Raw genomic sequence first — 15763 nt, 5'->3', positions numbered from 1 at the left:
GAGGAGAAGACATCAGAGCATCACCTTGTCCCTCGCCACCAACACCAAGCTGACCGACAACACGCAAAGGGGCGTTATTCTGCTGATGCTCTTTTGTGTTGCCTTTGGATTATCATCCGTGATGGGCGACGCCAGAGCGGAAACGCCTGCCTGCGCACGCCCGGTCGCGGCTGAATATCCTTGGGTTTGCACGGATGTCGATGCCGGGAAAGCGTTCGTCACAGTCGATGCTGCACTTGCCCGGACGCTTGACCGGATCGAACCGCGAGGTCGTGAGATATTCGAACTGCAGCAGGAAAGCTGGGAGCGACGGATGGCCGCCATATGCGAAGGACCGTTGCTGGGGCAGACGCAGACCCGCAGCCAATGCATCGCCGGCTTCACCACATCCCGCCTTCAAGAGATCGAGAAATGGCTGGCACGCGGAAAGACGGTGATCGTCGCCCCGTCGCCGCTGAACGACAAGGTCTGTGCGGCCGCATTGCGGCGAGACCGGATCGCCTGGCAACGGCAATCGCGGGATCAAGACAATTACACGGTCATCGCGGACGCTTTTCCGCAGGAACCGGCCTGGACAACAATCTCGGCCACCGACATCTACACTTTGCGAAAGGCGCGGTTCAATTTCGTCAATGACGAGGCACCGGAAGACGTCTTCGAGGTGCGCGCCAAGGTTCCTGGCTTCATCTATGCTTGGTACATTGCCGCCGTTCCCGACGAAGCGGCATCGATCGAACAGCAGCTGCGCGCCGCACGTCGCATCGATGACGAAGCCCTGCGCGACCTCGTGGCTAGCCTGCAATACCCGGCCGGGTCGCAGCAAGGTTCCGCTTGGAACCGGCTGGTTTACGAGCGGAAGGGCAAGACGGAAGCGGTCCTGAAATCGAGCCTCTATGACGCGTCCAATACGGAGATCTACAAGGGTTGGTATACGGACAGCCGGGTCGCCATGTTTGAAGGCCACGCCTTTCTTCTCGCCTCTTCAGTCAACAACCGAGAACCATCCGTGACACTCTTCCGTCCGGCCGAAGGCGGACTGCTCAAACCGGCTTGCTTTCATGACGCAATACCCAGCGCCGAGAAACCGACGACCGGCATTCTCAACGACCGCTTTGCCTGTGCGTTCGGCCTGGCACAGCATCCGATCGCCTGGGAACGGGACGTTTATGGGAATCGCCGTGCGGCAATCGACGTCCCGGAATGGGGTGGCCGACGGTGGGTTGCCGAACGATCGAGCGCACCCGGGAGGTATACCTATCAGTGGCTCGACATCAGCGCCGTCGACGCGACGCACCCACCCGAAGAGAATGCATGGGAACCCATCAGCGACCTTACCCATGACGGTGGCGACGCCGTCAGCCTGATCTTGACCGACAGCGGCCCATACATTTCCAGCACAAGTTGGATACCGGCGGGCGAAGAAGATGGCCGGCCGGTGACGACCACCTATTACCGCATCCATGACAACGGACTGACGGCTGTTTGCGAAAGAACGATGGCACTCGTTCCGCCGCCGGGCTATGCAATCGAAGGCAGCGCAAATTGAGCCTCGCCACCAACACCAAGCTGACTGACAACACGCAATGGGGCGTTATTCTGGCGATTGCCGGGTATGCCGTCTTTTCGGGCCAGGATGCCATCGTCAAATGGCTGGTGATGCATGATTACGCGATCTTTCAGATCCTGTTCGTGCGCAGTCTCACCATCTCGATCATCACGCTGTTCATCGGTGGCAAGACGGGTGTGATGAATGTGATGCGCAGCCGGAACAAGGGCGGGCTGGCCTTGCGGGCCGGGCTGCTGCTGAGTGCGTGGCTGTGCTATTTCAATGCGGCCAAGCACCTGACCCTGCCTGATCTGGTGACGCTTTATTATGCCGCACCGGTGATCGTGACGATCCTTTCCATCGTCGTGCTGCGCGAGAAGGTGAACGCGTGGCGCTGGGCATCCGTCATCGTCGGCTTCATCGGCGTCGTCGTCGCAGCCAATCCGGGGGGCCGCGCGGAACTGCAATGGGCGCTGCTGGTGCTGGTGGCCGCGACACTCTGGGCCTTCGCCACCATGCTGGTCCGGAAGATCATGCATGCCGAGCCCACCATCAACCAGATGATCTTCACCAATGGCGGTTTCGTGCTGCTGTGCGGCGTCACCATGCCGTGGTGGTGGCATCAGCCGGGTCTGCTGGAGTTCAGCCTGATGATTGGCCTGGGGCTTATCTCCGGGACCGGGCAGTATCTGCTCTATGAGAGCTTTCGCCACGCCCCGGCCTCGGTCATCGCCCCCACCGAATATACCGCGCTCGTCTGGTCGGTGATCCTTGGCTATCTGGTCTGGCAGGACTTGCCCACGCATACCGGCATCATCGGTGCGGCGATGATCGTGGCATCGAGCCTCATCGTCATGTTGGGCGAGCGGAAGAAGGGGGCGGGATGACGGGTGATTTCGACTGGCATAGCGCCAAGATCACGCGGGCGACGCCGGTCACGCCCAGCTATCGCAACACGCAGAATGTGCGCCGCTTTCTGGTCGCGCAATGCGGCGCTGATTTCAAATTCGACCGCCCGTTCATGGCCTGGATCAAGGACGGCCGGCCAAAGACCATGGGCGACGTGGCCGATGAGTGGAAGCGGCGGCGCAATCCGAAATGAGGCTTCGCCTCCCCCTCTCCCCGCCCCTCCCCCACGTTGGGGGGAGGGAGTTCCACCAAGTTCGCGATGACGATCGCGTTCAAACTGGGTCAAGTTCCCTCCCCCCAACGTGGGGGAGGGTTAGGGAGAGGGGGCGGCAGGCGCGATTCATCAGACTTATCAACACCCTTCCCCGCCCCCAATTCCCCCTTTCCCCGCCGTGAAACGCGGCTAGAATGCCGCCGATTTCGTCACCCAACTCAGCCAAGGATCACGCAGGCCATGAGCCAGGATGCTGCCGCCCTGAAGGGCAATTGGAACTATCCCACTTCGGTCAAATTCGGCTGCGGCCGCATCAAGGAATTGCCGGACCATTGCAAGGCGCTGGGGCTGAAGCGGCCGTTGCTGGTGACCGATCCGGGCCTGGCCGGCCTGCCGATGATCAAGGACGCCATCGCCGCCAATGCCGCGGCCGGAATCCCGACCGGCCTCTTCTCGGAAGTGCAGGGCAACCCGGTCGGCAAGAATGTCGAGGACGGGCTGAAGGTCTATCGCGACGGCGGCCATGACGGCGTCATCGCCTTCGGCGGCGGCTCGGCGCTCGATGCCGCGAAGGCCATTGCGCTGATGACCGGGCAGACCCGGCCGATCTGGGATTTCGAGGATATCGGCGATTGGTGGACCCGCGTCGACCCCAAGGGCATCGCCCCGATCATCGCCGTGCCGACGACGTCTGGCACCGGTTCGGAAGTGGGCCGCGCCTCGGTCATCACCGATGAGAGCACGCATACCAAGAAGATCATCTTCCACCCGAAGATGCTGCCCAGCATCGTCATCGACGATCCGGAACTGACCGTCGGCCTCCCCGCCCATGTGACGGCGGCGACGGGCATGGACGCGCTGTCGCATTGCTTGGAAGCCTATTGCGCGCCGGGCTTCCACCCGATGGCGGATGGCATCGCGCTGGAAGGCATGCGCCTGGTGCAGGAGAACCTGCCCAAGGCCGTGAAGGACGGCAAGGATCTGGTGGCACGCGCCAATATGATGATCGCCGCCACGATGGGCGCCACGGCGTTCCAGAAGGGCCTGGGCGGCATGCATGCGATCGCGCATCCGCTGGGTGCCCTTTACAACACGCATCATGGCCTCACCAACGCCGTGATCATGCCCTATGTGCTGGACTTCAACCGCAAGGCCATCGACGAGCGCATGACGCGCCTCGCCCGCTTCCTCGGTCTGCCGAACCCGGGCTTCGCGGCCGTGCAGAAGTGGATTCTCGATCTCCGCACCGAGATCAAGATTCCGCACACGCTGAAAGAGATCGGCGTCGACGACAAGCGCATCGACGAAGTGGCGAAAATGGCCGAGGCGGATCCGTCGGCCGGCGGCAACCCGATCAAGGTCGGCGCCAAGGAATTGGGTGCCATCTTCGTCGCGGGCCTCAACGGCACGCTGGCGGCGTAATATCGACCAACTGCTGGAATGCAGAAAGGCCGGGCACACTGCCCGGCCTTTTTTGTTCTGGCCGACGCCCCCTCACCCCAACCCCTCTCCCCGCAAGCGGGGCGAGGGGCTCTAAGCGGAACTCGGTCGAAACTCCCTCGCCCCGCGATAGCGGGGAGAGGGTCGGGGTGAGGGGAATACTATGGATGCTTGCCCGCACGCTGCGGCAGGAAGAAGATGCTGCCGAGGATGACGGCACCAAGTACGGCGGAAGCAATCGGCCGGCTGAAATCGAGTCCGCCATGGTCGAGCGGCTTGTCGAGGAAGTCGCCGACGGCAGCACCCAGCGGCCGCGTCAGGATGAAGGCCGCCCAGAACAGGCCCACACGGCTGATCTTCGTGCCGTAATAGAGCGCCACGACGCCGATGAGGAGGCCAGCGAAAATGACCGCTGCGCCCATATAACCGAGATCGCCGGTATCCGCCGCCCAATCGCCCAGCGCCGTGCCCAGCGTCTGTGAGAAGGTGATGGTGATCCAGTAGAACGTCTCGGCCGCCGGCGTGCGCACGGTGTCGACATTGATGGTGCCGAGCGTGCGGTGCCAGATGAAAAGTGAAATGAGCACGCAGGCCAGCAGCAGCGTGGAACCGCCGGTATAGCCGATGCCGAGCGATCGGTCGGCAAAATCAGCCATGGTCGTGCCGGCCGTGGTGGAGGCGATGATGGTCGCCCAATAGAGCAGCGGGCGGAAGCCCTTGGCGCGGATCTGCAACCAGACCAGCACCACCAGGATGGTGGCGAAGACGGCTGTGCTGGCAAGATAACCCAGGTCGTAGGTCATGCTCAGCGTGTCGCCGCCGGTCTCGCCCAAGGTCGTGGCGAGAATCTTGATGAACCAGAATCCCAGCGTCACCGCCGGAACCTTGCTCAAGGTGTGTTTGTCGAGCTCAGTCATGAAGACCCCTCTTTTGCGTTTTGACACAAGTCATCGGTCACGCCCGTCGCCCTCTCCGGGCGAGACGTCGCATTGCGGTCGATGTTGAATTTTCAGAACGTGCGGGAGTTGAAATAACCCGGGCAAGCTTTCGCCGAACTGACGTTGGCGCGGCGGCAAGGCTAAATCTGCTGGGGTTGCAAATAGTTCCCCGAGCCGCCGTTTTCGTTAGCGAACTGTCAGCGAGGCTGTGATCCGGCGCGGCGACGCCACCAGGAACTCTGCTGGCGGGCCGTCTCGACTTGGCGGTCGATCTCGTCACTGACCGCGGTTTCGATCCAGCGCAGCGCAGCGGCGGGCGGTGCGCCATAGGCAGCGGCGATATCCACCAGCACCTGGCGCTGTGGCTCATCGATGCGGCCGATTTGAAGATATGCCCGCGCCAGCGCCACGGGTGCCGGACTGCTAGCCGCGACCCGCGCCACGTCTTGTGCCGCGAGGCCGAGGCCGGTCGCCCAGTCACCCAACAGACGCGCGGGCGGAACGGACGTCCAACGGCTCGCCTGGAAAATCTCGATCAAGCGATGGACGTCACATTCGATGGCATGTTCGAGAAGGTGCCAGAGGAGAGCCGGCGAGGTAGGGTCAAGACCGTGCTGCTTGGCGACGGCCGCAATTTCCACCGCATCGCGCGTCAGAACATCCGCTGGCGCCGCACACAATGCCTGTGCCGCGGCGGCAATTCGTTGACGCTGTGCTGACCTGAAGAGGCCCACGTGCTGTCTCCGGCCGTCCCTATGCCAGCGATATGGGATGGGTGCCGGCCAAGCGCAAGGCGGCCGTCAAAGCCCGTTCCGGGCGCGGCGGGCCTGATAGGCCTGGAGATGGCAATAGACCATGCGCAGCACATTGGCGTCGTGGCCAGCCTCATGGGCACGGCGATACATGTCGCCGACGATGTGGTCGGCCTCGATCGCATTCCCCTTTTCGATATCGCGCAGCATGGAGGCCATGAAGGTTGACCCCGGCGCCATCAGCAGCTTACGCGCATTGACGAGGTAATCGGGGCTCGGCGGATAGCCGGCTTCGGTTGCGACCGAGATCGCTTCCTGCAGCAGTTCCTCGATGAGTTCGCGGCCCTCGCGCGCTGCCATCACGTCGCCGGTCGCCCCGCGCATCAGGCAGGTGATGCCGGCCAAGGTGCCGATCATGACCCATTTGTCCCAGAGGGCCTGATCGACGGGATCGAGCAGCTTGGAGGAGAAATTGGCGCTGGCGCAGATCGCTGCAAAGTCGCTGATCACCGCTTGCGCGCGCGTCGTCGCTGGATAGTCACCGAGCGAACCGAAGACGATGCGGGCAAAATCGCTCTTGTGCAGAATCTCGCCGGTGGGAGAGAGCGTGGTCTCGATCTGGGCGATGCCGGCGATGAGCTGATCAGGGCCGAAGCGCGCCCGGAGGTCGTCGTGGTGCCGCATGCCGTTGAGGAGCGGCAGCACGATGGCGCCGTTCGCCACATGTGGCGCCACCGCCTCGATGGCGAGGTCGAGGTCATAGGCCTTGCAGCCGAGAATGACGAGGTCGAACGGACCCGTGCCATGCGCCGTCTCGATGGTTTTCACCTGTAGATGCGCGTCGCCCTGGCTGCTTTTGATGACAAGGCCCGTTTCGGCCAACTGCCGCGCGCGATTGGGGCGCACCTGGAAGGTGATGTCGGCCCCCGCCTCGATCAGCCGCCCACCGAAATAGCCGCCCACACCGCCGGCACCGAGAATCAGAACCTTCATTTGCTCTCCCCTTTTTAGGAATCTTACCTGTTGCGGCGCGCCCACGCCAAGGCTTGGCAATGTTCCCGATTTGTTGTATTGATTAGCCAGACTTTCCACTTATGAGGATAGACATGAAACGCGCAGCTTTGCGTGCGGCGCTGGCCGTTTTCCTATGCCTTGCGGCCTTCCCGGCTTTCCCCGACCAAGCGCCCTATCCCAAGGACGAGGCGGCGCTGCGCCAGGAACTGAGGGAGATGAACTGGCTGATTGGCCCGGACGGCTTTCAGGTAGAGGCCTCGCACAGCACGGTCAAGCCGCCCGCGGGTTTTTCGACCCTGTTGGGCAAAGACGCGCAGCGCTACGAGTATCTGATCAACGGCATCGAATTCCCTCAGACTGAATTCGTTGTCTATGACCCTGACCGTCAGGTCGAGGTCGCCATCGAGTTTCGCCCCGAAGGCTTCGTCAAAGATGACGACTGGTCGGACATCGACCCCGACGATTTTCTCAGACAACTCATCGAGGGGCAGAAGGAGGCCAACAAAGAGCGCGCCGCAAATGGCCAGGAGCCGTTTGACGTCATCGGCTGGATTGAGAAACCCACTTATGACAAGGCAACGCATGTGGCTCATTACGTGCTGGAACTTGGTGACGCTCAGCAGCACTGGCCCAATGCCGTGGCAGTGAAGCTGGGGCGCGAGGGCTATCACAAATTCATCTGGGTCGGGGATATGGAGCAATACAAGATGGACGGCCCGCAGGTGCTGGCCTCGGTCCTCGATGGCCACAGCTACGACGCCGGCTATCGCTATATCGACGTCAAGGAAGGCGACAAGGTCGCGGCCTATGGCATTGCGGGGCTGGTCGCAGCTGTTGCCGGCGTCAAGCTCGGCAAGGGATTGCTGGCGGGAGCCTTTGCCTTTCTCGCCATCGCCGGCAAGAAGCTCGCCATTCTGGTCATACCGCTGGCGGCGGGAGTGTGGGCCGGGGTAAAGCGGTTCTTCCGTCGCTCTTAGCTGCGCTTATCCATCAGATCGGCGATGGTGCGGTCGGCCGGGTCCGTGCTTGCGCGTAGGCCGGCGACGACACCGCGCTGGTCGGCCTCGGAGCGGTTCTGGCTGAGCTTCCACTTCCCTTCGATCCTGGCGATCGGCAGGCGGAAGCCGATGAGGGCCTTGAGATGGCCGTCGATGAAATCGGCCGGGGCATCGCTCACCGCCCAGGGGGCGGTGCGCTTGCCTTCGTGCTTATTGGTGAGCTTGGTCACCAGCGGCAGCAAACGATCTCGGTCGTCGAAGAACTCGATCGAGCCGCGGGCATGCACGGTGACGAAGTTCCAGGTCGGGACGACCTTGCCGTGTTCGGCCTTGGCCGGATACCAGGAGGGCGAGACATAGGCGTCGGCGCCGAGGAAAATGGCCAGCGCTTCGACGTCCTTGTCGGTCTGTTTCCATTGCGAATTGCCGCGGGCGAGGTGGCCATAAAGCGTGCCGTTCGGCCCCTCCCCCGCTTCCAGCAGAACCGGAATGTGACTGGCATCCAACCCGTCGCTGCCCAGTGTCACGAGCGAGCAAAGCCGCGCCTGGATGATCGTCTGATGAAGGACGTCCAAGCGCTCTTCGCGGAAATGCGACGGGTTGTACATGGTGGCGATTACACCTCGCCGTAGCCGCCGATGCCCTTGGTTTCCAGGAAGTCGTGGATGCCGAAATCGGCATATTCACGGCCATTGCCCGACTGCTTGTAGCCGCCAAAGGGCGTGAAGGCGTTCCAGGCGGGGTAGTTGATCTTGACCTGGCCGGCACGGAGACGCCGCGCCACGTCGCGCGCCTTGTTGACGTCCTTGGCCTGCACGTAGGCGGCGAGGCCATAGACCGTGTCGTTGGCGATGGCGATGGCCTGCTCTTCGGTCTCATACGGCATGATGGCGATGACCGGCCCGAAGATTTCCTCCCGGGCGATGGTCATGTCGTTCTTCACATTGCCAAAGACCGTCGGGCGCACATAGTAGCCGCGGTTGAGGCCGTCCGGACGGCCCGTGCCGCCGGTGACCAGCGTCGCCCCTTCGGCGATGCCCTTTTCAATGAGGTCCTGGATCTTGTTGAACTGGATCTCGCTCACCACCGGGCCCAGCACCGTGTCGGCCGATTTCGGATCGCCGACCTTATGGGCTTCGGCGGTCTTCTTGGCGATCTTCAGCGCCTCGTCGTGACGGCCGGCCGGCACCAGCATGCGCGTGGGCGCGTTGCAGGACTGGCCGCTATTGCTGAAGCAGTTCTGGATGCCCTTGGCGACCGCGGTTTCGAGATCGGCGTCGGGCAGGATGATGTTGGGCGACTTGCCGCCCAACTCCTGACTGACACGCTTCACGGTATCAGCCGCGGTCTTGGCGACGATGATGCCGGCGCGGGTCGAACCCGTGAAGGAGACCATGTCGACATCCGGATGGCCGGCGATGACCTGGCCGACATTCGGCCCATCGCCATTCACCAGATTGAAGACGCCGGCCGGCACGCCCGCTTCATGCATCACTTCGGCAAAGATGATGGCGTTGATCGGCGCCACTTCGGAGGGCTTCAACACCATTGTGCAGCCGGCGGCGATGGCCGGCGCCACCTTGCAGACGATCTGATTGAGCGGCCAGTTCCACGGCGTGATGAGGCCGACGACGCCGATCCCTTCCCGGACGATGCGGGTTTCGCCGCGCTGTTCCTCGAAGGTGAATTCCTCGAGCGATTTGATGGTGGCTTCAAGATGTGCGCGGCCGATCCAGGCCTGGGAATCGGTCGCCAGCGACATCGGCGCACCCATTTCATCCGAGACCGCCTTGGCGATGTCGTCGAAGCGCTTGTTGTATTCCGCGAGAATGCGCTTCAGCAGGGCGACGCGTTCGGCCTTGCTGGTCTGGCTGAATTTCGGGAAAGCGGCCTTGGCGGCAGCGACGGCCTTGTTCACATCGGCAGCGGAGCCCATGGAAATCTGGGTAAAGGCTTCCTCGGTTGCCGGATTGATGACGTCGATGGTCGCCGGCTTCACCGGATCGACCCACTGACCGCCGATATAGAATTTGAGATTGTTCGACATGATAGCGCTTTCCTTGAAAAAGGCCCTGACCCAATGAGGGTGGGAGATGGCAGTGGCATACAGCATTCGCCGCCATGGCCAAAGTCCCGAAATATCATGACGGCTATGTGACGGGACGTTGGGTGCCTACCTGCTCCATTTATCATCGTCATGCCCGGGCTTGACCCCGGCATCCACGCTCACCTGCAGGCAGTGGATCCCCGGGTCAAGCCCGGGGATGACGACAGAACCGGATAGAGATCGCTCAGGGCTTTCCGTAGCCGACGACACCCTTGGTTTCGAGGAAGTCGTGAATGGCCCAATCGGCATATTCCCGCCCGTTGCCGGACTGCTTGTAGCCGCCGAAGGGGGCGGAGGTGTCCCAGTCCGGATAGTTGATATTGACCGTGCCGGCACGCAGCTCGCGCGCGACGGCGCGGGCGTGGTCGATGTCCTTGGACGCGATATAGGCGGCCAGGCCATAGACCGTATCGTTGGCGATCTCGATCGCCTGGTCTTCGCTGTCATAGGGCATGATGGCGAGGACCGGGCCAAAGATTTCCTCGCGCGCGATCGTCATATCGCGGGTCACGTTGCCGAAGATGGTCGGGCGCACATAGTAGCCGCGGTTAAGACCTTCGGGACGCCCCGTGCCACCAGTCACCAGCGTTGCCCCTTCCTTGATGCCGGTCTCGATGAGGCGCTGCACCTTGTTGAACTGCAGCTCGCTCACCACCGGTCCCAGCACGGTGTCCTCGGCCTTGGGGTCGCCGACCTTGTGCGCTTCGGCCGCCGCCTTGGCGATCTTCAACACTTCTTCATGGCGATCGCGCGGGACCAGCATGCGGGTCGGTGCGTCGCAGGACTGGCCGGTATTGCCGAAGCAACCTTCGACACCCTTCTTCACCGCAACGGCGAAGTCAGCGTCGTCGAGGAGGATGTTCGGTGACTTGCCGCCCAGTTCCTGCGCGACGCGCTTCACGGTATCGGCCGCGGTCTTCGCGACGATGATGCCGGCGCGGGTCGAACCGGTGAAGGAGACCATGTCGACATCCTTATGGCCGGCCATGACCTGGCCGACATTCGGCCCGTCGCCATTGACCATGTTGTAGACGCCGGCCGGCGTCCCGGCCTCATGCATCACTTCCGAAAAGATGACGCCGCTGATCGGCGCGATCTCGGAGGGCTTCAGCACCATGGTGCAGCCGGCGGCGATGGCCGGCGCCACCTTGCAGACGATCTGGTTCAAGGGCCAATTCCACGGCGTGATGAGCGCGGCCACACCGATCCCCTCCTTCACGATGCGGCTGGTGCCGCGCTGATGTTCGAATTCGAACGCTTCAAGCGCCTTGATGGTGGCTTCGAGGTGGACACGGCCGGCCCATACCTGCGCATCGCGCGCCCAGGACATGGGCGCACCCATTTCGTCTGAAACGGCCTTGGCAATGTCTTCGCCACGTTTGTTGTAGACCTCGAGGATCTTTCTGAGCAGCGCCAGGCGCTCGGCTTTGGTTGTCTTGGTGAATTTCGGGAAGGCGGCCTTGGCGGCGGCCACGGCCTTGTCGACATCGGCGGCGCTGCCGACCGAGATCTTCACATAGGCTTCTTCCGTCGCCGGATTGATGACGTCGAGCGTCGCCGGCTTCACCGGATCGACCCACTGACCGTTGATATAGAATTTGAGTTCGTTAGACATGGCGACTCTCTTGTTCTCAATGAAAGGGATTGGCGTCTTTGCAGGAAGTGATGGGAGCTTAGGGAGGATGGCCGCCGCGAAATCGTCAGAAAGCGGCACCGACTTCGACTGGACGCGCAGTGCGCAAGGCAGCGAGGAGGGTTGTAAGGCCAGCGCTGCGGAGTGGCAGATATCGTTTGCCGGCCTGGCGACAGAGGCGCTTCAAGGCATGCATAGCATCATGGCTGATGCAATCAACAGAGAAAAGCACAAGGCCGGCTCGCACATCCAGCCCAGCATCGTGATGCAACAGTTCTGCCCCTCGGCTGCTGTGGAAGGGCGAGCCGGTGGCAAGGTAATCAAGGCGGTTCATGTTGGTTCCGACAACTGGTCGCGAAGCGGATCGCCGTAGATCTGCAAGGTCATGGCCTCTGTTGGGTTCGTTATATCTTTTGGAATATAACGTAGGTCAAAGGCCGATGACAAGGTGGGGCAAGGATTTGGAATTATTGAGGAAGACGGTGCACACGCCCCTCACCCCGACCCTCTCCCCGCTATCGCGGGGTAAGGGGGTGTTAGATCAGATCCGATCGCGCAGCGCGTACCACAGCATGGCGGCGACCAGCAGTGGGTGGCGCAGCAGCGTGCCGCCGGGGAAAGTCTGGTGGCGGATCGACGAGAACACGTCAAACCGCTCCGCCGTCCCGGCGATCGCCTCGGCGATGAGCTTGCCGGCAAGCCCGGTGAGCGCCACCCCTTGCCCGGAATAGCCATGGGCGAAGAAGACATTTCCCATGCGCCCGAATTGCGGCAGGCGCGAGGCGGTGATGGCGAGCATCCCGCCCCAGCCGAAATCGATGCGCTTATGGGCATATTGCGGATAGACCCGGGCAAGATAGGGCTGCACGAAGGCGCCGATATCGGCGGGCGGTTGCGTGTTGTAGCGCTCGCCGCCGCCGAACAGGATGCGCCGGTCGGCGGAGAGGCGCCAATAGCTCACCACGAATTTGGTGTCGCAGACGCAGACGTCGTGGGTGATGGCGTCCCGGGCTTCATTCTCGTTCAACGGCTCGGTGCCGACGATGAAATTGGCGATCGGCATGATCTTGCCGGCAATGCGTGGTTCGAGATCGCCAAGATAGGCGTTGCAGGCAAGGACAACGTATTTCGCCTGGACCTCGCCCTGCGTGGTCACGACACGGTTGATCTCGCCCTTCTCGATCCGCACCACATGGCTTTGCTCATGCAGCACGGCGCCGGCGTCGATCGCGGCCTTGGCAAGACCCAGCGCATAGTTCAGCGGATGCAGATGGCCACCGCCCGAATCCTTGACACCGGCATGGAAGATGTCGGAGCCGAGCTCGGCGCGGGTCTGCTGCTTGTCGAGGAACTTGATGCCTTTGTAGCCATAGACACGCTCGAGGCAGGCGACCTCGTCTTCCATCCAGGCCTGGTCGCGCGCCTTGCTGGCGACATGCAGCGTGCCGGGTTTCAAATCGCAGGCGATGTTGTGCTTGGCGACGCGGTCCGCAATCAACTGCCGCGCTTCTTCGCTCATGTCGAAGAGCAGCTTGGCGCGCGCCTCACCGAAAGCGGCAACGAGATCTTCCGGACCTTTGCGCAGGCCCATGTTGATCTGCCCGCCATTGCGGCCCGAAGCACCCCAGCCGATGCGCGCCTGTTCCAGCAACACGACCTTGTAGCCGCGCTCGGCGAGATGCAGGGCCGCGGATAGCCCGGTGAAGCCGCCGCCGATCACGCAGACATCCGCCGCGACACTGCCGGAAAGCGGTTCCAGACGCTGGAACGCATTGGCGGTGGCGGCGTAATAGGAATTCTTCGGATGTTCGAACGGCCCCATGATGTGCCCAGCCTTGTGACGGATGGGGGTCTATTTAGCCGCTTTATCGCCGTCGATCATGCGTAAAATGCGATGCAATGCACAATCGCTGATGCCCATCTCATCGAGATGCTGCACGGTGTTGCGCAGGTAATCGATGTTCGGTCCGGCAATGCCCACGGCATCGCGGATTTTCTCGACCGCCTCTTCCACCGACAGCTTGCCGGCATATTGCGGATGCGTGCGGTCGGCGATGAAAGTTAGCGCTGTCAAATCCTGCCCGTCGGCAATGCGGACATTCACCAGCCGCGGGATATAGACGCCAGTCACCATCTCGCGCCGGTGCAGATAATCGGCAGCCTTTTCGGCATCGAGCGAGGAAACGCGGTAGAGGCGCCCCAGACATTGTCCGCCACGATCAAGGCCCAGAACGAGACCCGGATGCGCCTCCGAACCGCGATAATGCGTCGAGGTGATGCAGAAGGCGCGGTGATAGCCGTAAAGTGTTGCGGGCTGGATATCGATAAACGGGAAATCCGGCCGCCACATCAGCGAGCCATAGGCGAAGACGCGCAGCTCTTCGCCCGGATTGGGGCGATAGCGGCGTTTCTCGATCATCTCCTCTTCGGTCATTTCCTGTTCACCAGGAAGACGCCGAGTGCCACGACACCCATGCCGGAGAGAGCCAGGGCGTCCAGGCGCTCGTCGAACCACAAGAACGCGCCAAGGGCCGCGCCCGGCGGCGTCAGGTAAAAGAGGCTCGCCACTTTCGATGCGGCACCGCGCTGGATCATCCAGGTGAGGAGCGCGATCGAGATGCCGGACAGCACGATGATGATCCAGGCCATGGCGGCGATGAATTGCGGCTGCCAGTCGACGTGACCCACGCCGACCCAGAACATGACCGGCAACAGCACAAGTGTCGCCGCCGCGTATTGGATCGCAGCACCGGCCTTGAGATCGGCGTTGGGGCTGAAGCGCTTTTGATAGAGCGTTGCCGCGGTGATGCCAAAGAGCTGCACGAAGGCAAAGAACAGTGCCCAGAGATGGCCGCTGTCGAAGGCCAGCTTGTGCCAGATCACCATGGTGAGGCCGATGAAGCCCAACGCGGCGCCCAGCCATTGCAATGGCTTCAGCCTTTCGCCCAGCAATGGACCTGCCAATGCGGCCGTGACAATCGGCTGCAGGCCGGCGATGAGGGCTACCATGCCGGCCGGCAATCCCGCGTAGATCGCGCCATAACAGCCGCCAAGATAGACAGCCTGCAACAGGATCCCGGTGACGACGATATGCGTGCATTCGCGCCAGGTCCGTGGCCAGCGCGCGCCGAAGACGAAGCCGATCCCCGCCATCATCGCCGAGGCGCAGGCAAAGCGGATCACCAGCAAAGTAAAGGGCGGCGCGTAGGGAATGGCGTAACGCGCGACGAGAAAGCCCGTCGCCCACAGGAGGACGAAGAGCACCGGCACGCCGCGCATCAGGATGGTGTTGGGTGATGCCGCGTCGGTGCCGATCATGGGGTACCGACCCCGTCAGCCATTCTTTCCGCCGAGGAGGAAGGCCAGCACCGTCTCGTTGAAGAGGTGCGGCGTTTCGACGTTGCACAGGTGATAGCCGCCCGGCATGACGAAGGCTTTGGCGTTCGGAATGGCGGCGGCGATCTTGGCTGCCTCGGCCGGTGTGGCACCGGGATCCTTTTCGCCGGCGATCACCAAGGTCGGCACCTTGATCGCGGCAAGCTTCTCAGCAGAGAGATTCATATCCCGGATCGCATCGGCGCAGCCGGCATAGCCATTGGCCGGCGTCGAGGTAATGAGGTCGCGAATCCATTGCGCGGTCTGCGGGTTGGCTTTCTGGAACTCGGCCGACAGCCAGCGCGACATCGTGCCGTCGGCCTGGCCTTCCGGCCCGCTGGCGCGCACGGCAGCCGCACGATCGGTCCACAGCTTGACCGCGTCCGGCCCGTTGATGCCGGTGAAGGTGCTGGAGAGGATGAGTTTCTCCAGCCGGTCGCCATGCCGGTAGCCCAGCGACTGGCCGATCAGGCCGCCGATGGAAAGCCCGGCAAAGTGGAAGCGCTTCAGCCGCAGATGATCGGCAACCCCGATCACGTCGTCGGCCAACTGGTCGATGGTGTAGGCACCACCCGGCACCGCACTGGCGCCGTGGCCGCGCATATCGAAGTTGACGACACGGAAATGGCGCGCGAAGAGCGTCGCCTGCAGGCCCCACATTTCATGGCTGGTGGCCAGCGAGTGGCCGAGAATGAGGGCCGGTCTATCTTCCTGTCCCGACACCGTGATGAACAGCTCGGTGCCGTTGATCTGCGCGCGCATTCTTTCGCCTTGTTCCTAGCTCGTCATGGTCGGCGCAGGCCGACCATCCACGACTTACCTTCTTCACTCACCAGC

At 62.5% G+C, this 15763-nt stretch carries 17 protein-coding genes; 7 read left to right on the top strand and 10 right to left on the bottom strand.

What is annotated here, in order from left to right; all coding sequences use genetic code 11:
* The first annotated feature begins 25 nt into the window (after positions 1-25).
* The 4 genes from SMD31_RS13445 to SMD31_RS13430 all read left to right on the top strand — a co-directional run bounded on the left by SMD31_RS13445 (position 26) and on the right by SMD31_RS13430 (position 4091).
* Complete coding sequence (locus SMD31_RS13445; RefSeq protein WP_320501413.1) at positions 26-1546, top strand: hypothetical protein; 1521 nt, start codon at positions 26-28, stop codon at positions 1544-1546.
* The gene (locus tag SMD31_RS13440; RefSeq protein ID WP_320501412.1) at positions 1543-2433 is read left to right on the top strand and encodes a DMT family transporter; all 891 of its coding nucleotides are present in this window, start codon (positions 1543-1545) and stop codon (positions 2431-2433) included. Before SMD31_RS13445 ends, SMD31_RS13440 begins: the two co-directional genes overlap by 4 nt.
* Complete coding sequence (locus SMD31_RS13435; protein WP_320501411.1) at positions 2430-2648, top strand: DUF6434 domain-containing protein; 219 nt, start codon at positions 2430-2432, stop codon at positions 2646-2648. The genes SMD31_RS13440 and SMD31_RS13435 overlap by 4 nt, the downstream gene beginning before the upstream one ends.
* Before the next feature lie 261 nt (positions 2649-2909).
* A complete protein-coding gene (locus SMD31_RS13430) occupies positions 2910-4091 on the top strand; it encodes an iron-containing alcohol dehydrogenase (protein WP_320501410.1) in 1182 nt (393 codons plus the stop codon).
* A gap of 179 nt (positions 4092-4270) precedes the next feature.
* Here the strand turns inward: SMD31_RS13430 and SMD31_RS13425 are convergent, their stop codons facing one another.
* Positions 4271-5026, bottom strand: coding sequence for a COG4705 family protein (locus SMD31_RS13425; protein ID WP_320501409.1), 756 nt, complete (start codon positions 5024-5026; stop codon positions 4271-4273).
* A 218-nt stretch (positions 5027-5244) separates the two neighbouring features.
* A complete protein-coding gene (locus SMD31_RS13420; protein ID WP_320501408.1) occupies positions 5245-5586 on the bottom strand; it encodes a hypothetical protein in 342 nt (113 codons plus the stop codon).
* A gap of 3 nt (positions 5587-5589) precedes the next feature.
* Here SMD31_RS13420 and SMD31_RS13415 point away from each other — a divergent pair, with 3 nt between their 5' ends.
* Positions 5590-5766: a hypothetical protein gene (locus SMD31_RS13415; protein WP_320501407.1), complete on the top strand. Its 177-nt coding sequence runs from the start codon at positions 5590-5592 to the stop codon at positions 5764-5766.
* Between the two features lie 81 nt (positions 5767-5847).
* On the opposite strand, the gene SMD31_RS13410 is transcribed toward SMD31_RS13415, so the two are convergent.
* Positions 5848-6792 carry a 2-dehydropantoate 2-reductase gene (locus tag SMD31_RS13410; RefSeq protein ID WP_320501406.1) on the bottom strand — a complete coding sequence of 315 codons (945 nt, stop codon included), beginning with the start codon at positions 6790-6792 and terminating at the stop codon, positions 5848-5850.
* A gap of 113 nt (positions 6793-6905) precedes the next feature.
* Here SMD31_RS13410 and SMD31_RS13405 point away from each other — a divergent pair, with 113 nt between their 5' ends.
* Positions 6906-7790 (top strand): DUF2167 domain-containing protein, encoded by an 885-nt coding sequence (locus SMD31_RS13405; RefSeq protein ID WP_320501405.1) that lies wholly within the window; start codon positions 6906-6908, stop codon positions 7788-7790.
* On the opposite strand, the gene SMD31_RS13400 is transcribed toward SMD31_RS13405, so the two are convergent.
* The 3 genes from SMD31_RS13400 to SMD31_RS13390 form a co-directional block, all read right to left on the bottom strand.
* Positions 7787-8419: an FMN-binding negative transcriptional regulator gene (locus SMD31_RS13400; RefSeq protein ID WP_320501404.1), complete on the bottom strand. Its 633-nt coding sequence runs from the start codon at positions 8417-8419 to the stop codon at positions 7787-7789. The two genes, SMD31_RS13405 and SMD31_RS13400, sit on opposite strands and share 4 nt — an antisense overlap.
* Before the next feature lie 8 nt (positions 8420-8427).
* Positions 8428-9858 (bottom strand): aldehyde dehydrogenase family protein, encoded by a 1431-nt coding sequence (locus tag SMD31_RS13395; RefSeq protein ID WP_320501403.1) that lies wholly within the window; start codon positions 9856-9858, stop codon positions 8428-8430.
* A 244-nt stretch (positions 9859-10102) separates the two neighbouring features.
* The gene (locus SMD31_RS13390; protein WP_320501402.1) at positions 10103-11533 is read right to left on the bottom strand and encodes an aldehyde dehydrogenase family protein; all 1431 of its coding nucleotides are present in this window, start codon (positions 11531-11533) and stop codon (positions 10103-10105) included.
* Positions 11534-11600: 67 nt separating this feature from the next.
* On the opposite strand from SMD31_RS13390, the gene SMD31_RS13385 reads away from it, so the two are divergent.
* Complete coding sequence (locus SMD31_RS13385) at positions 11601-11924, top strand: hypothetical protein (RefSeq protein ID WP_320501401.1); 324 nt, start codon at positions 11601-11603, stop codon at positions 11922-11924.
* Positions 11925-12092: 168 nt separating this feature from the next.
* On the opposite strand, the gene SMD31_RS13380 is transcribed toward SMD31_RS13385, so the two are convergent.
* Genes SMD31_RS13380 through SMD31_RS13365 form a run of 4 tightly spaced genes read right to left on the bottom strand, consistent with a single transcriptional unit; the run spans position 12093 to position 15688 of the window.
* Positions 12093-13373: an NAD(P)/FAD-dependent oxidoreductase gene (locus tag SMD31_RS13380; RefSeq protein WP_320501400.1), complete on the bottom strand. Its 1281-nt coding sequence runs from the start codon at positions 13371-13373 to the stop codon at positions 12093-12095.
* 30 nt (positions 13374-13403) lie between these two features.
* Positions 13404-13985: a gamma-glutamylcyclotransferase gene (locus SMD31_RS13375; protein ID WP_320501399.1), complete on the bottom strand. Its 582-nt coding sequence runs from the start codon at positions 13983-13985 to the stop codon at positions 13404-13406.
* Entirely contained in the window at positions 13982-14869 is an 888-nt protein-coding gene (locus SMD31_RS13370) for a DMT family transporter (RefSeq protein ID WP_320501398.1), read from the bottom strand. Before SMD31_RS13370 ends, SMD31_RS13375 begins: the two co-directional genes overlap by 4 nt.
* Before the next feature lie 15 nt (positions 14870-14884).
* Positions 14885-15688 (bottom strand): alpha/beta fold hydrolase, encoded by an 804-nt coding sequence (locus tag SMD31_RS13365; protein WP_320501397.1) that lies wholly within the window; start codon positions 15686-15688, stop codon positions 14885-14887.
* Positions 15689-15763: the final 75 nt, after the last annotated feature.

The organism is Dongia rigui (genome assembly GCF_034044635.1).
Lineage (GTDB): Bacteria > Pseudomonadota > Alphaproteobacteria > Dongiales > Dongiaceae > Dongia > Dongia rigui.
The sequence above is the reverse complement of the archived record's forward strand: the minus strand, read 5'-3'. Positions and strand labels throughout refer to the sequence as shown.

Coding starts and splice junctions, on each gene's coding strand:
- SMD31_RS13405 (WP_320501405.1), top strand. CDS start 6,906: ATGAAACGCGCAGCTTTGCGTGCGGCGCTGGCCGTTTTCCTATGCCTT.
- SMD31_RS13385 (WP_320501401.1), top strand. CDS start 11,601: ATGGCCGCCGCGAAATCGTCAGAAAGCGGCACCGACTTCGACTGGACG.
- SMD31_RS13400 (WP_320501404.1), bottom strand. CDS start 8,419: ATGTACAACCCGTCGCATTTCCGCGAAGAGCGCTTGGACGTCCTTCAT.
- SMD31_RS13370 (WP_320501398.1), bottom strand. CDS start 14,869: ATGATCGGCACCGACGCGGCATCACCCAACACCATCCTGATGCGCGGC.
- SMD31_RS13390 (WP_320501402.1), bottom strand. CDS start 11,533: ATGTCTAACGAACTCAAATTCTATATCAACGGTCAGTGGGTCGATCCG.
- SMD31_RS13365 (WP_320501397.1), bottom strand. CDS start 15,688: ATGCGCGCGCAGATCAACGGCACCGAGCTGTTCATCACGGTGTCGGGA.
- SMD31_RS13425 (WP_320501409.1), bottom strand. CDS start 5,026: ATGACTGAGCTCGACAAACACACCTTGAGCAAGGTTCCGGCGGTGACG.
- SMD31_RS13410 (WP_320501406.1), bottom strand. CDS start 6,792: ATGAAGGTTCTGATTCTCGGTGCCGGCGGTGTGGGCGGCTATTTCGGT.
- SMD31_RS13435 (WP_320501411.1), top strand. CDS start 2,430: ATGACGGGTGATTTCGACTGGCATAGCGCCAAGATCACGCGGGCGACG.
- SMD31_RS13395 (WP_320501403.1), bottom strand. CDS start 9,858: ATGTCGAACAATCTCAAATTCTATATCGGCGGTCAGTGGGTCGATCCG.
- SMD31_RS13375 (WP_320501399.1), bottom strand. CDS start 13,985: ATGACCGAAGAGGAGATGATCGAGAAACGCCGCTATCGCCCCAATCCG.
- SMD31_RS13380 (WP_320501400.1), bottom strand. CDS start 13,373: ATGGGGCCGTTCGAACATCCGAAGAATTCCTATTACGCCGCCACCGCC.
- SMD31_RS13430 (WP_320501410.1), top strand. CDS start 2,910: ATGAGCCAGGATGCTGCCGCCCTGAAGGGCAATTGGAACTATCCCACT.
- SMD31_RS13415 (WP_320501407.1), top strand. CDS start 5,590: ATGGACGTCACATTCGATGGCATGTTCGAGAAGGTGCCAGAGGAGAGC.